General features: G+C 56.3%; 10 protein-coding genes. 7 read left to right on the forward strand and 3 right to left on the reverse strand.

Annotated features, from left to right (window positions below; all coding sequences use genetic code 11):
- Positions 1 to 51 precede the first annotated feature (51 nt).
- Positions 52 to 1,404, reverse strand: a complete 1,353-nt coding sequence (gene yegD / locus NQ230_RS08150; protein ID WP_121425360.1) for a molecular chaperone — start codon at positions 1,402 to 1,404, stop codon at positions 52 to 54.
- A gap of 255 nt (positions 1,405 to 1,659) precedes the next feature.
- Between yegD and alkA the strand changes: the two genes are divergently transcribed.
- Complete coding sequence (gene alkA / locus NQ230_RS08155; RefSeq protein ID WP_121425361.1) at positions 1,660 to 2,532, forward strand: DNA-3-methyladenine glycosylase 2; 873 nt, start codon at positions 1,660 to 1,662, stop codon at positions 2,530 to 2,532.
- On the opposite strand, the gene NQ230_RS08160 is transcribed toward alkA, so the two are convergent.
- On the reverse strand, positions 2,497 to 5,826 hold the full coding sequence (locus tag NQ230_RS08160; protein WP_121425362.1) for a diguanylate cyclase: 3,330 nt from the start codon (positions 5,824 to 5,826) through the stop codon (positions 2,497 to 2,499). The two genes, alkA and NQ230_RS08160, sit on opposite strands and share 36 nt — an antisense overlap.
- A gap of 344 nt (positions 5,827 to 6,170) precedes the next feature.
- Here NQ230_RS08160 and udk point away from each other — a divergent pair, with 344 nt between their 5' ends.
- The 3 genes from udk (at position 6,171) to asmA (ending at position 9,358) form a co-directional block, all read left to right on the forward strand.
- Entirely contained in the window at positions 6,171 to 6,812 is a 642-nt protein-coding gene (gene udk, locus NQ230_RS08165) for a uridine kinase (protein ID WP_008500855.1), read from the forward strand.
- Between the two features lie 91 nt (positions 6,813 to 6,903).
- Positions 6,904 to 7,485, forward strand: coding sequence for a dCTP deaminase (gene dcd, locus NQ230_RS08170; RefSeq protein WP_032646484.1), 582 nt, complete (start codon positions 6,904 to 6,906; stop codon positions 7,483 to 7,485).
- Between the two features lie 22 nt (positions 7,486 to 7,507).
- The gene (asmA, locus tag NQ230_RS08175) at positions 7,508 to 9,358 is read left to right on the forward strand and encodes an outer membrane assembly protein AsmA (RefSeq protein WP_257260718.1); all 1,851 of its coding nucleotides are present in this window, start codon (positions 7,508 to 7,510) and stop codon (positions 9,356 to 9,358) included.
- Positions 9,359 to 9,484: 126 nt separating this feature from the next.
- Here the strand turns inward: asmA and NQ230_RS08180 are convergent, their stop codons facing one another.
- Positions 9,485 to 11,068 (reverse strand): TerC family protein, encoded by a 1,584-nt coding sequence (locus NQ230_RS08180; RefSeq protein WP_023312406.1) that lies wholly within the window; start codon positions 11,066 to 11,068, stop codon positions 9,485 to 9,487.
- Positions 11,069 to 11,760: 692 nt separating this feature from the next.
- Here NQ230_RS08180 and NQ230_RS08185 point away from each other — a divergent pair.
- Genes NQ230_RS08185 through wzc form a run of 3 tightly spaced genes read left to right on the forward strand, consistent with a single transcriptional unit; the run spans position 11,761 to position 15,515 of the window.
- On the forward strand, positions 11,761 to 12,900 hold the full coding sequence (locus NQ230_RS08185) for a polysaccharide export protein (RefSeq protein WP_014170829.1): 1,140 nt from the start codon (positions 11,761 to 11,763) through the stop codon (positions 12,898 to 12,900).
- Between the two features lie 6 nt (positions 12,901 to 12,906).
- Positions 12,907 to 13,350: a low molecular weight protein-tyrosine-phosphatase Wzb gene (gene wzb, locus NQ230_RS08190; protein ID WP_023312405.1), complete on the forward strand. Its 444-nt coding sequence runs from the start codon at positions 12,907 to 12,909 to the stop codon at positions 13,348 to 13,350.
- 2 nt (positions 13,351 to 13,352) lie between these two features.
- The gene (gene wzc / locus NQ230_RS08195; RefSeq protein WP_193939467.1) at positions 13,353 to 15,515 is read left to right on the forward strand and encodes a tyrosine-protein kinase Wzc; all 2,163 of its coding nucleotides are present in this window, start codon (positions 13,353 to 13,355) and stop codon (positions 15,513 to 15,515) included.
- Positions 15,516 to 15,533: the final 18 nt, after the last annotated feature.

Raw genomic sequence — 15,533 nt, forward strand, 5'->3', positions numbered from 1 at the left:
GCCCACAGGGAGAGGGCCGGGGTGAGGGCACCAGACCGCACCGCAAGCGCACTAGCTAAACATCACCTGCGCCCAGCGCGCCAGCCCTGCGGTAACGGAGCCAAAGTCATCTCCACCGGCAATCGGAATGCCCGGCAGCTGTTCCGCCAGCGCTTTCTTAATCAGCGGCGAACGGGCGCTACCCCCGGTCAGGTAGATAACGTCCGGCTTCTCTTTGCCGTTCTCCAGCGCCAGCTGCACCTGCTCCAGAATACGCTGCAGCGGCTGCGCGAGCGCCGTCTCCAGCCCGTCCTGCGAAATCGCGGTGGCCAGATCGTCGCTGATAAACGGCAGGGAGACCGCATGCTCCGCGCGGTCGGAAAGGGCAATTTTGCTCTCTTCAGCCGTACGCACCACGCGGTAGCTCAGGCGCTGACGCCACACCTTATACAGCAGGGCGACTTTTTCGGCGTCCTGCGCGTCACGCACCAGATCGTTAAGGAAGCGGCCGTTCGCAGTGCTGTAAAAATCACTCTGCGCCGGCACGTCGTTAATGGCAATCGCGTTCCACCACGGCAGGATCGGCAGGGCGATGCCTTTTTCGGTTTGCCCGCCCATGCCCAGCAGCGGCATCAGGCTCTTGAACGCCAGGGCGATATCGAGATCGTTACCGCCTACGCGGCAGCCGCTGTGCCCGAGCAGGCTGTTTTCGCGGTCGCGACGGTTATGCCACTGCGGTCCCATCAGCAGCAGCGAGCAGTCCGTTGTGCCCCCGCCGATATCCACAACCAGCACGCGCCTCTCTTCCGTCAGCGTTGCTTCAAAATCCAGCCCCGCCGCAACCGGCTCATACTGGAACACCACGTCGCGGAAGCCTGCCCGGTGCGCCGCGCGTTCAAGGATCCCCTGCGCCTGCTGGTTGGCCTCGTCGCCGCCCAGCCCCTGGAAGTTGATTGGTCGACCAATAACCGCCTGGGTAATCGCATCGGAGACCTGCGTCTGTGCCTGATTGCGAATATGCAGCATCATCGCGCACACCAGGTCTTCGAACATCGCCACCTGCTGCGGCTTTAGGCCGCTGGCGCCGAGGAAGGATTTTGGCGACTTAACGAAGTAGACCTCTTCCGGGTCTTCAATGTAGTGCCCGAGCGAAGAGAGGCCGAACTGCACGCTGGACGGCGAAACGTCGATGTCTTCCTCGCGGTTAAAGCTGACCGCCCGGCGCAGCAGCGCCTGGGTCTCCGCCGCCGTGGCCGGAACCTGGTGGTGGCGGAACAGCCATTCGCTTACCGCTTCACGCGTCGGCGCGCAGAGCATTGAGGGCAGCAGCGTGCTCTCTTTTTCCATTTTCAGGAGCTGTGGCTGCCCGTTTTGCATAATCGCAACCGAGCAGTTTGCCGTACCGTAGTCGAATCCAATAAACACGATAAATCCCCATGCCAGTGAGAAGGGGCGAGACTTTAACGAAATGTCTTCATGGCGACAACAGGAATATGAAAGCAAGGCAATACAAGGTCTTTCCGTTTATGCTGATATACCCGTCATACTTCAAGTTGCAGGTGTGTTGGCTGCGCTCGCTCACCCCAGTCACATAGTTATCTATGCTCCCGGGGATTCGCTCTCTTGCCGCCTTCCTGCAACTCGAATTATTTAGGGTATAAGAATGAAAAAGGAGCAACGATGTACACCCTGAACTGGCAACCCCCTTACGACTGGCAGTGGATGTTTGGCTTTCTTGGCGCGCGTGCGGTGACGGGCATTGAAACCGTCACGCACGACTACTACGAGCGCAGTTTTGACTGCGAAGGGCATCAGGGGATATTTCGCGTCACGCCGGATATCGCTACCCATACGCTGAACGTGACGCTCAGTCCGGGGTTAATCCCGGTTGCTCAGACGTGCCTTGAACGCATCGAACGCCTGTTCGATCTCGCCTGCAACCCGCAGCACGTCGCGGATACGCTGGGCGACCTCGGCGCTGCCCGGCCAGGCTTGCGTTTGCCGGGGGCAGTGGATGCGTACGAGCAGGGCGTCCGGGCGATCCTCGGACAGCTGGTGAGCGTGGCGATGGCGGCGAAACTGACGTCGCGCGTGGTGGCGCTGTGCGGCGAACCGCTGGTGGACTGTCCGGGCTATCTCTGCTTCCCTACGCCGGACGCGCTGGCGGCAACGGACCCGCTGGCGCTGAAAGCGTTAGGGATGCCGGTAAAGCGGGCGGAATCGTTAATTCATCTGGCACAGTCGGTCATCGACGGGACGTTTCCGCTTTTCCCGCCCGCAAATATTGAGGCCGGGATAAAGGCGCTACAGCAGCGGCCAGGGATAGGGCGCTGGACGGCAAACTACCTGGCCCTGCGCGGCTGGCAGGCGAAAGATGTCTTTCTGCCGGATGATTATCTGATTAAGCAACGCTTTGCCGGGATGACGCCCGCGCAAATTCGTCGTTATGCCGAGCGCTGGCAGCCGTGGCGATCTTACGCGCTGCTGCACATCTGGTATACCGACGGCTGGACGCCGTCAGTTGATGGCGAAATAGCTGGTGTTGAGCAGTAGATCCAGCGGCTGCGGCTCGGCGATGGTATCACCAAAGATAAAATCAATGCCGATGCCGGAGAGCGTATCCATCATGATGGGCTGGTTGCAGGGGCCCGCGATGGTTTTCATTCCCAGACGCTGGGCGTGGCCCTGCACAATGGTCACCATCATCTCATCCATCAGGTTGCCATACACGTTGCTTACCACCTCTGCGTCCAGCATCAGATAGTCAGCCATATTGGCGGTCAGGTGGGTAAAGACGTTCATGTCGCGGCCCACCTGGCTGAAGATCACGCGGCAGCCCGCCTGGCGAAGCTTTTGCAGACTCCGCTGCAGGTTTTTATCCGGGCTGCACACCACGTCGGCAGAGATAACCAGATGCAGGAGACGGCCCGGCATGGGGCTTTTATCCAGCAGGTCGAGAAGTTCATCAACCAGCGTTACGCTGGCTAAACCGGCCTCAGAAAGCGGCAGTGCCACCCCCATGCCTTTACTGGCGACCTGTGCGGCAGAAGCGCGGAAAAACTCATTAAAAATACGTCTGTCGAGGGCGTGAAAAAGCTCAGGCTCCGCCAGGCCCGAGCGGAACGCATGCTCCTCCTGGACTTCGCCCTGGCTGGTCCACAGGCGTAACGACAGCAGCCAGAAATTACTGCTTTCCGGAATGCGCGGAGAGGCGACGCTGCGGGCAATCATCAGCAGGTGATTGTCTTTAATCATGTGCCACTGTTCATCAAGCGACATCATGCTGCGCGTGTTGTGATCCCGCTCCTGCTGGGGTTCGTAAACCGTCACCATGCCGCGCCCGCTGTTTTTCGAGGCATAACAGGCAATATCCGCCTGCGACATGATCTCCGACGCCTGATGGTTATTTTCATCAATCAGCGTGATACCTGCGCTGGCGCCGATCCGGTGCAGGCGGCCTTCCCACATAAAGTGATAGTCATTGATCGCCTGGATCAGGCGCCCGGCGATATAGCGCGCGCTTTCAATATTGCAGTCCGGTAACAGTAACCCGAACTCATCCCCGCCCAGACGCGCCAGCACGTCGCTGGAGCGGAGCATGGTCAACATCAGGGAAGAGAGTTCCCGCAGCAGGGCATCGCCCGCCGCGTGGCCTGCCGTATCGTTGACGGCTTTAAAGCGATCGAGATCGATAAAGACCAGAGCGTGACGCTGGCGCGTTTCACGAACGGTCTGCAGGAGGCGTTTGAGATGATTTTCAAAGCTGACCCGGTTTGCCAGGTGGGTCAGGGCATCGTGGGAGGCGCTGTAGCTCAGCTGACGCAGCATTTTGCGCGACTCGGTCACGTCCTGAATCACGATAACCGAGCCAATATTCTGCCCGTCCAGCGTGCTGAGCGGCGTAATGCTGTAGTGAATATCAAAATTCCCGCCGGTACGGCAGTTCAGCACCACGTCCTGATCGATATCGGAACGGGACATATCGCCGCTGTGAATATTCTCCATCAGCGGCCCTTTTTCACCAAAGGTGATGTGTAACACCTTCAGAATCGGCTGGCCGATAGCCTCGGTCTGCAGCCAGCCGCTCATTTTCTCGGCCACCGGGTTCATAAAGGTGACGTTCATGTTGATATCGGTACACAGCACCGCTTCACCGATGGAATCGAGGGTGATGTGCAGACGCTCTTTTTCCTGGAAGAGGGCCTCGTTGAGCTGCTTAACCTCGGTCATGTCCATGTTGATCCCGAGCAGCCGTTCGACCTCACCCTGCTTATTGAGCACCCGGTTCGCCAGGGAGCGAATATGGCGCACGCCTTCCTTCACGCGGATGCGGAATTCCAGCTTAAACGGCAGGCGGGAAATCAGCGAGTCCCGCAGCACCTTCTCTGCGTGGGCACGATCTTCCGGCAGCATCGTGTCATGCCAGAGCTGCCAGGTGGGCTTGATGTGCGGCGGGATTTCATACAGCTCAAACATCCGCTTGTCCCAGCTGATAATGTCTGGCTCCAGATCCCACTCCCAGATACCGATGCCGCCCGCTTCGTTAGCCAGCGTAATGCGCTCCATCAGGCGCTTATTGACCCATTCGGTCTGCTTCAGGTCGTTAATGTCTTCAATCTGGGCGATAAAATAGAGCGGCGAGCCGTCGGTGTGACGCACGACGGAGACGGCAAGCAGCGCCCAGACTACTTCTCCGTCGCGGGTGTAGTAGCGCTTCTCGAGGGTGTAGGTATTGATGTCGCCGTTGACCAGCTGTTCGAGCTGTTCCAGGTCGGTGTGCAGATCTTCCGGCCAGGTGAGCTGCTGGAAGGTCAGCGACTGGAGCTCGGTCTGGCTGTAACCGAGGAAATTGCACAGCGCCTTGTTAGCCTGAAGCCATTTGCCTTCAATACTGACCAGCGCCATACCGATGGCGGAATATTCCATCGCATTGCGGAAGCGCTCCTCGCTTTCGGTGATGTGCTTGCGCTCGGCGCGGAAGGCGTACATCACCATGGTCATCACGTTAGCAGGCAGGAGCAGCATCAGGAACGGCAGCCAGGGGGCGTTCAGCATCGCCCCGACGTGCTGGGTTGTCAGCGCCACCGGGTTTTGGGCAATCATCAGCGACACAACCATCACGGTGACCAGAAACACCAGGAACGCTTCCATTCGCGGCAAGCGCACGGCGCTCCACATAAGCAAAACGATAACGCAGGTGAAAGGCCACGGCAGCCAGGTGATGGCTGCCCAACTGAGAGCCAGCGTCACGGCCAGCGTGGTCAGGGTTTCCAGCAGCAGTCTCGGGTCACGGTGGCGCAGCAGATAGTGCGGCTTAAACAACAGTCCCAACGGTACTACCGCCAGCGCGCCAATGGCTTCGGACAACACCCAGACGAAGAAATTTCGCAGGGGTTCGGGGCCGGGAGCCAGCAGAGACACCAGGACGCCACCCACCAGCGGCGGTATCACGGCGCTGCCGATGGCCACGCGGACCCAGTCATTCAGATTCTGCAGCGGGTTGTACCACGGGAGCAATTTGCGCAGCAATAGCGCGCCGGTAAAAGCTTCAACCACGTTAATTGAGGTGTAGGTGAGGCTTATCGATCCCCACGAAAACAGCATCCAGGTGGCCAGAATATTGCCGAACGAACAGGCCAGGGCGATTCCCGGCCACATTTTTCCTGCATGGCGGTAAAACGCCACCATCATAATCGCAGTGGGGAACCAGAGCGGGGCAAGTAGGGTGCCGAACCGGGTGAGCTCCAGCGAAAATAAGGTAAAGATAAAGGTGACCAGGCCCAGACAGACAAGTCGTATTAAAGGATGTGGGGTGGTAACCAAAACCCGCTGGTATTGTTTATTCATTACCGCTTTATCCAGAGACGCCATGCCGTCAGGGAAGATGTCCGAACGCGTGAATTTGATAATTTGGTTTATGCTAGTACAAACAATTTACAATTCATATGGTGACCGCTCAGAATTTGACACCACAGACTTATTAAATAGAGACTCCGTGAGAAAAAAACGGTTAAACGCTGAAAAAACGGTCATTTAAATTTCACTCAGGGAATAAAGCGTCACTTTTCGGCCAGTCTCGCAGAACCTGTGCATTCGACTGGTATCACGCCCGCGAAATCCCTATAATTGCCGCGTTTGACGCTCCGGCGTCGTCCTTCCTTAACATCCAGGTTAATCAGGTCGCTAAATTTATGACTGATAAGTCTCATCAGTGCGTCATTATAGGCATCGCCGGCGCATCGGCTTCAGGTAAAAGTCTAATTGCCAGTACGCTTTATCGCGAACTGCGTGAACAAGTTGGTGATGAGCATATCGGCGTCATTCCCGAAGACAGCTATTACAAAGATCAATCCCATCTGTCGATGGAAGAGCGCGTCAAAACCAACTATGACCACCCCAATGCGATGGATCACAGCTTGCTGTTCCAGCATTTAGAAGCGCTTAAGAGCGGCCAGGCGATTGAGCTGCCCGTTTACAGTTACGTAGAACACACCCGCACCCAGGAAACCATCCGCATCGAGCCGAAAAAGGTCATTATCCTTGAAGGCATCCTGCTGCTGACCGATGCCCGCCTGCGTGAATCCATGAACTTCTCGATTTTCGTTGATACCCCGCTGGATATCTGCCTGATGCGCCGCATCAAGCGCGACGTGAACGAACGCGGCCGTTCGATGGACTCCGTCATGGCGCAGTACCAGAAAACCGTCCGCCCGATGTTCCTGCAGTTTATTGAGCCATCCAAACAATACGCCGATATCATCGTGCCGCGCGGGGGTAAAAACCGCATTGCTATTGATATCTTAAAAGCGAAAATCAGCCAGTTTTTTGAATAAGCCGCGCGAATTGTGTACCGTTCAGAGATAACCTGGTTTTACCCTGAGCGCTTACCGCCTCAGGGTATGATGCATGAAAGGAGAAAGTGCCGTGCGTCTTTGCGATCGCGATATAGAAGCCTGGCTGGATGAAGGCCGTTTGTCTATTACCCCACGTCCACCCGTTGAGCGTATCAATGGCGTGACCGTTGATGTACGGTTAGGGAATAAATTCCGCACCTTTAGCGGCCATACCGCACCGTTCATTGACCTTAGCGGGCCGAAGGATGAAGTCAGCGCCGCGCTCGATCGCGTGATGAGTGACGAAATCGTTATCGACGAGGGCGAAGCCTTTTATCTGCACCCAGGTGAACTGGCCCTGGCGGTGACGTTTGAATCCGTCACTCTGCCTTCGGACCTCGTCGGCTGGCTTGATGGCCGTTCTTCGCTGGCGCGACTGGGGCTGATGGTTCACGTGACCGCGCACCGTATCGATCCAGGCTGGTCGGGGCGTATCGTGCTGGAGTTCTTCAACGCCGGTAAATTGCCGCTGGCGCTGCGTCCGGGCATGATGATCGGCGCGTTAAGCTTTGAACCGCTGTCAGGCCCGGCAGATCGTCCTTATAACCGTCGGCAGGACGCAAAATATCGCGACCAGCAGGGCGCGGTTGCCAGCCGTATTGATAAAGACTGATCGTTAGCCCATTGAGGATGCCATGAGAAGAGTTCTGACAACGCTGATGATTTTGCTGGTGGTGCTGGTGGCCGGCCTTTCGGCGTTGGTTCTGCTGGTTAACCCCAACGATTTCCGCGCTTACATGGTGCGGCAGGTCGAGGCACGCAGTGGTTATCAACTGAAGCTTGACGGGCCGCTGCGCTGGCACGTCTGGCCGCAGCTCAGCATTCTCTCTGGCCGCATGTCGCTCACGGCGCCGGGGGCGGCCCAGCCGCTGGTGTCCGCAGACAACATGCGCCTTGATGTGGCGCTGATCCCGCTTATTTCCCATCAGCTGCAGGTTAAACAGGTGATGCTGAAAGGCGCGGTGATCCAGCTCACCCCGCAATCCGAAGCCGTGCGTGATGCCAATGCGCCGGTTGCGCCGCGCGAAAATACCCTGCCTGATGAACCCTCTGATACAGGCTGGTCCTTTGATATCGGCAAGCTGAAAGTCGCCGATAGCGTGCTGGTTTTTCAGCATGAGCATGCAGAACAGGTGACCGTCCGCAACATTAACCTGCAGATGGAACAGGATGATCACCATCTTGCGTCGGTGGAGTTTAGCGGGCGGGTGAATCGCGATCAGCGCGATTTGACCCTGTCGTTGAATGCTAATGTGAACGCCTCAGACTATCCGCATCAGCTTACGGCCGACATTCAGCAGCTTAACTGGCAGCTGACGGGGGCCGATCTTCCTGCCCAGGGGATTACCGGCCAGGGAACGCTGCAGGCCGTGTGGCGCGAAGAACAGAAGCAGCTGGAGCTGGATAACCTCAACCTGCAGGCAAATGACAGTAGCCTGAAGGGCCAGGCGAGCGTCACGCTGGAAGAGAAGCCGAAGTGGGTGCTGAATCTGCAGTTTGACAAGCTCAACCTGGAAAATCTGCTGCCACCGCTGCCGGCCAGCGCCACGGACAACGATGCCACGCAGACGGGGCAAAGCCAGGCACCGGTATCGCGTCCGGTTATCTCGTCGAATCTTGATCAACCTGACTATAACGCCCTGCGCGGATTCACGGCGGATATTCTGCTGAAGGCCAATAGCCTGCGCTGGCGCGGCATTGATTTTACCGACGTGAGCAGCCAGATGTTTAACCATAACGGTTTGCTGGTGATCTCCGAACTGAGCGGTAAGATGGGCGCCGGGAACATCTCGCTGCCCGGCACGCTGGACGTCCGTAAAGACGTTGCCAGCGCCGAATTCCAGCCGCGTCTCGATAACATTGAGATAGGCACCATTCTGAAAGCGTTTAACTACCCGATATCCCTGACGGGGCAGCTGACGCTTGCGGGTGACTTCTCAGGCACGAAAATTGATGCCGATGCTTTCCGCCGCGAGTGGCAGGGGCAGGCGCATCTTGACCTGAAAAACTCCCGTATGGAAGGGCTTAACTTCCAGCAGCTGGTGCAGCAGGCGGTCGAGCGCAGCAGCGATGTGAAAGCTCAGGATAACTACGACAGCGCCACGCGTCTCGACAGCTTCACCACGGATCTGACGCTGGACAACGGGCAGCTCTCTCTCGATGGAATGCAGGGCACCTCTTCACTGTTATCAATAACCGGTGAAGGTAAGCTGGATCTGGTGAAAGAGACGGCGGACACGCGCTTTAACGTACGGGTTCTTTCCGGCTGGCAGGGTGAAAGCAAGCTCATCGACTTCCTGAAAGAGACGCCGGTTCCGCTGACCGTATATGGCAAATGGCAGGCCCTGAATTACAGCCTGCAGGTGGATCAGATCTTGCGTAAGCATCTGCAGGATGAAGCGAAACGTCGGCTTAGCGGCTGGGCGGATCGTAATAAAGATTCACAGGACGGCAAGGATGTGAAGAAGCTGCTGGATAAGCTTTGATGCCCGTTGTGCCGGGTGGCGGCTTCGCCTGACCCGGCCTACAAAACCCTGACGCGGTTGTGCCGGGTGGGGGCCAACAAAAATCTGATGTCGCAGGCCGGGTAAGCGCAGCGCCACCCGGCTTTTTTACACCTCAAAATCCAGTTCTTCCTCATCCCGCAGTGGAATGAGCTGAACCTTCTGCACGCGATGGTTTTCAATTTGCAGGGTTTTGAGCAGATAGTCGCCCACCTGAACCTCTTCCCCCGGCTGCGGGATACGCTGCAAATACTCCATCAGCAGGCCGGCAATAGTGTGATATTCCCGTTTTTCATCCAGCGGCAGCGGTACATATTGCACCAGGTCTTCCAGCGGCATATGGCCGTTAGCCGTCCACGAACCGTCTGCGTTTTTCTGAATGTCATGGCGGGCGTCAATCTCATCCACCTCGTTAGGCAAATTACCGGCGATGGTTTCCATTACGTCGCTGAGCGTGACCAGCCCTTCCACCGATCCAAACTCATCCACCACAAAAGCAAAGTGCGTGCGCGCGTTACGGAATTGCTCAAGGGCGGAGAGAAGCGGTAGTCCCTCCGGGAAAACCAGCGGCTGGCGGACCAGGACGCGCAGATTGAGCGCCTCGCCGTGCAGCTGCTGCTGGAGCAGGTCAATAACGTGCACCACGCCCAGCAGCTCCTCTTCCTCTTCACCGCCGGTCACCACCACGCGGGTGTGCTGGTTTTTATCCAGCAGGGCGCGAATGTGCTCTTCCGGTGCCGTCAGGTCGATATGTTCAATGTCATGCCGTGAGGTCATGATGCTGCTGACCGTCCGCTGGTTCAGATTGAGCACCCGCTCAATCATCCGTCGCTCTTGCGGGTCGAAGATCAGCCCGTCGCTGTGATCGGCCAGCATGGCGGAGGATTCGGCGTCCAGCTCCGCATCCTCTTTCTTACCGCTTAACAGGCGCATAACCGTGTCGGCCGTGCGCTGACGCAGGGTCTGATTCGCGGACAGGAAGCGGCGGCGGTTAAATATCGCCAGCTGGTTAAGCGCTTCAATCATGACGGAGAACCCGATGGCGGCGTACAGGTAGCCTTTCGGAATATGGAAGCCAAAACCGTCGGCCACCAGGCTAAAGCCAATCATCAGCAGGAAGCTCAGACAGAGGATCACGATGGTCGGGTGACTGTTCACAAAGCGGGTCAGCGCCTTGCTGGCCATGACCATCAGCGTGATGGCAATAATCACCGCGGCCATCATCACCGCAAGGTGGTCCACCATCCCGACGGCGGTAATCACCGAGTCCAGGGAGAAGACCGCATCCAGCACCACGATTTGCGCCACGACCGGCCAGAATTTCGCCCCTCGGCGCTGGGTCGGGTTCTCGCTGTCTTTGCCCTCCAGCCGCTCGTTGAGTTCTACCGTGGCTTTGAACAGCAGGAACAACCCGCCGAAGAGCATGATCAGATCGCGGGCGCTAAAGCTCAGACCGTGAATGGAGAACAGAGGCTGAGTGAGCGTAACCAGCCAGGAGATAGAGGCCAGCAGCAGTAACCGCATCACCATCGCCAGCAGCAGACCCGTCACGCGCGCGCGGTCGCGCTGGGAAGGGGGCAGTTTTTCAGCGAGGATGGCGATAAAGACCAGATTATCAATCCCGAGCACGAGCTCGATGACGACCAGCGTAACCAGCCCGGCCCAGATTGAGGGATCGGCAATCCATTCCATAGTAATAGCAATACCTTCTGTTATATGACGAATGTCACACTTCGATCATGGATAAAGCTGGGGGAAATTGCAATGCCAGGCTGAGATTTCTCTTAATACGAGGGGTAAAAAAGAGAGCATTCTCAACAGGGTGTAAATAAGCGAAATACGTATATTTAATTACAAAGAAAGCATTTTAGGATATATCGCAGGTGATGATTTTTACTTTAATTTTGTCAATATAAAGAAAATCCTAAAAGCTCAAAAATTTGCTCTTAATATTAATCTTAAAAACCGATATTAGGACAGTTGTCTCCTTGCCTGCTATTAGGTTAGCTGCAACAATTCTCCCAGCATCAAATGTTAAATCTCGGTGTTGCTATTAATGTTCGGTCTTCAGGGATGGTTATTCATTATCCGTCGGGTTTCTCAAGCGACTGATATATTTCCAGAAGACCTTGCTCAAGAGGGTGTCTATCCATAACACATTGTTTAGTCAGTGGATTGGTAACTGAAAGCCAAGGGCGGTAGCGTGCCTGAAAGCGTGTGAATCAGCCTCGATTATTCTGTCAATAGCCAATGGATGAATAAGCTTTTTTTAGGACTGATGCCAGTTATATTTCTATTTGATTAACTGCATGCTGAAACCCAATACGACTCGAGCTTATTTAAATTGCACAGGATAATTACTCTGCCAAAGTGATAAATAATCAATGATGAAATCCAAAATGAAATTGATGCCATTATTGGTGTCTGTGACCTTGATGAGTGGTTGCACGGTCTTTCCCGGCAGCAATATGTCAACAATGGGTAAGGATGTGATCAAGCAACAGGATGCCGATTTTGATCTCGACAAAATGGTGAATGTTTATCCACTTACGCCTCGTCTGGTCGAACAATTACGTCCACGTCCGAATGTTGCCCAGCCGAATATGTCGCTGGACCAGGAAATTGCCTCCTACCAGTACCGCGTGGGTCCGGGTGACGTAATCAACGTGACCGTCTGGGACCACCCCGAACTGACCACGCCAGCGGGCCAGTACCGTAGCTCAAGCGACACCGGTAACTGGGTGCAGTCAGATGGCACCATGTTCTATCCCTACATTGGTAAAGTCCATGTTGCAGGGAAAACGCTTGCCGAGATCCGTAGTGATATTACCGGCCGCTTAGCGCAGTACATCGCCGATCCGCAGGTGGACGTTAATATCGCCGCATTCCGCTCGCAAAAAGCCTATATCTCCGGCCAGGTGAACAAATCCGGCCAGCAGGCCATCACCAACGTTCCTCTGACCGTCCTGGATGCTATTAACGCCGCGGGCGGGTTAACCGACGGCGCCGACTGGCGCAACGTCGTGCTCACCCACAACGGGAAGGAGCAGCGCATTTCGCTGCAGGCGCTGATGCAAAACGGCGATCTGACCCAGAACCGTCTGCTCTATCCGGGCGACATTCTCTACGTGCCGCGCAATGACGATCTGAAAGTCTTCGTGATGGGTGAAGTGAAGAAACAGAGCACCCTCAAAATGGACTTCAGCGGTATGACGCTGACCGAAGCGCTGGGCAATGCTGAGGGTATCGATCTGACGACCTCCAACGCGACCGGCATCTTCGTCATTCGTCCGCTGAAAGGTGAGGGCAGTGCGAAAGGCAAGATCGCCAACATCTACCAGCTGGATATGTCCGATGCGACCTCTCTGGTGATGGCAACGGAGTTCCGTCTCCAGCCATACGATGTGGTGTACGTCACCACCGCGCCGGTTGCCCGCTGGAACCGTCTGATCAACCAGTTGCTGCCAACCATCAGTGGCGTTCGCTACATGACGGATACGGCGCGCGACATTCATACCTGGTAATCCGCGATGTTTAACAAAATTCTGGTGGTATGCGTGGGGAACATCTGCCGTTCCCCTACGGCTGAACGGTTGTTGAAACACTACCAGCCCGAACTGACCGTTGATTCGGCCGGGCTGGGTGCACTGGTCGGAAAAGGTGCCGATGAGCGCGCAACGAGCGTGGCGCGGGATCATCACCTCTCTCTCGACGGCCACGTGGCCCGCCAGGTCACTGGCCGCATGTGCCGGGAGTATGACCTGATCCTGACGATGGAAAAACGCCATATTCATGCGCTGTGCGATATCGCTCCTGAGATGCGCGGCAAGGTGATGCTGTTTGGTCACTGGGACAATGAACGTGAAATCCCCGATCCGTATCGCAAAAGCCATGAGGCCTTTGAGGCGGTTTACACCTTACTTGACCAGTCTGCCCAACAGTGGGCGCAGGCACTGAAAGTTCAGCAGGGATAACAATGACAGAAAAAACAAGACCTTCTGCCGCCCCGACTTCGGGCAGTGATGAAATTGATATTGGGCGCCTGGTCGGCACTGTTGTAGAGGCAAAGTGGTGGGTGCTTGGCATTACCGCCGTGTTCGCCGCGGCGGCCGTCGTCTACACGCTGTTCGCCACCCCTATCTACAGTGCCGACGCGCTGGTGCAGATCGAGCAGAATACCGGCAACTCGCTGGTGCAGGACATCGGTTCCGCGCTGGCCAACAAACCGCCGGCATCCGACGCCGAAATTCAGCTCATCCAGTCACGTCTGGTGCTGGGTAAAACGGTTCACGACCTCGGGCTCGATATCTCCGTCACCAAGAATACCTTCCCAGTCTTTGGTGCCGGCTGGGATCGTCTGATGGGACGAAACAACGACACGGTGAAAGTCACTGACTTCGTGCTGCCGAAAGGGGCTGCCGATCAGACGTTTACCCTGACGGTGCTTGGTCCGAAACAGTACCAGCTAACCAGCGACGCAGGTTTTAGCGCGCGCGGTGAAGTGGGGCAGATGCTGACCAAAGACGGCGTCAGCATGATGGTCAGCGCGATTAACGCCCAGGAGGGCGGTGAATTCACCGTCACCAAATTCTCCACGCTGGGGATGATCAACAATCTGCAAAATAACCTGACCGTTACCGAAAACGGTAAGGACACCGGCGTGCTGAGCATGACCTTTACCGGTGAAGATAAAGATCAAATCCGCGACATCCTGAACAGCATTACCCGCAACTATCTTGAGCAGAACGTTGAGCGTAAGTCGGCGGAAGCAGCGAAAAGTCTGGCCTTCCTCGCCAAACAGCTCCCGGAAGTGCGCGCTCATCTGGATGATGCTGAGAACAAGCTGAACGCCTATCGTCAGGATAAAGACTCCGTTGACCTGCCGCTGGAGGCGAAATCGGTCCTCGATTCGATGGTCAACATTGATGCGCAGCTCAACGAGCTGACCTTCAAAGAGGCGGAGATTTCCAAGCTTTATACCAAACGTCACCCGGCCTACCGCACGCTGCTGGAGAAACGCCGTACCCTGGAAGAGGAGAAGGCGAAGCTTAATGACCGCGTGACCGCGATGCCGAAAACGCAGCAGGAGATCGTGCGTCTGACCCGCGACGTGGAGTCCGGACAGCAGGTTTACATGCAGCTGCTGAACAAGCAGCAGGAGCTGAAAATCACCGAAGCCAGTACCGTCGGTGACGTGCGCATCGTCGACCCGGCCATTACCCAGCCTGGCGTACTGAAGCCGAAGAAAGCGCTGATTATTCTCGGCAGCATTATTCTCGGCCTGATGCTCTCCATCGTGGGCGTGCTGCTGCGTTCGCTGTTCAACCGCGGCATCGAAAGCCCGCAGGTTCTGGAAGAGAGCGGTATCAACGTCTATGCCAGCATTCCGCTGTCCGAGTGGCAAAAATCCCGCGACAGCGTCAAAACCATCAAGGGCGTTAAGCGTTACAAACAGAGCCAGCTGCTGGCGGTGGGTAACCCGACCGACCTCGCTATCGAAGCGATCCGTAGCCTGCGTACCAGTCTGCACTTCGCCATGATGCAGGCCAAAAACAACGTCCTGATGTTAACCGGTGTTAGCCCGTCGATCGGTAAAACCTTCGTCTGCGCCAACCTGGCGGCGGTGGTTAGCCAGACCAACAAGCGCGTGCTGCTGATCGACTGTGATATGCGTAAGGGCTATACCCACGAACTGCTGGGTACCAACAACGTTAACGGTCTGTCGGAAATCCTGCTTGGCAAAGGTGACATTAGCCAGAGCGCGAAACCAACAACGGTGCCGAAATTTGACCTTATCCCTCGCGGTCAGGTACCGCCTAACCCGTCCGAGCTGCTGATGAGCGAACGCTTCACCGAGCTGGTGGAGTGGGCGAGCAAAAACTACGACCTGGTGCTGATCGATACGCCGCCAATTCTGGCCGTGACCGACGCGGCCGTTGTTGGCCGCCATGCGGGCACCACGCTGATGGTGGCGCGTTACGCGGTGAACACTCTGAAAGAGGTGGAAACCAGCCTGAGCCGCTTCGAGCAGAACGGCATTGAGGTGAAAGGCGTGATCCTGAACTCCATCTTCCGCCGCGCGACCGGGTACCAGGATTACGGGTATTACGAGTACGAATATAAATCTGACAGTAAATAAAAATCCCCCTCACCCTAA

Origin of the sequence: Enterobacter asburiae, assembly GCF_024599655.1 — a bacterium.
Classification (GTDB): domain Bacteria; phylum Pseudomonadota; class Gammaproteobacteria; order Enterobacterales; family Enterobacteriaceae; genus Enterobacter; species Enterobacter asburiae_D.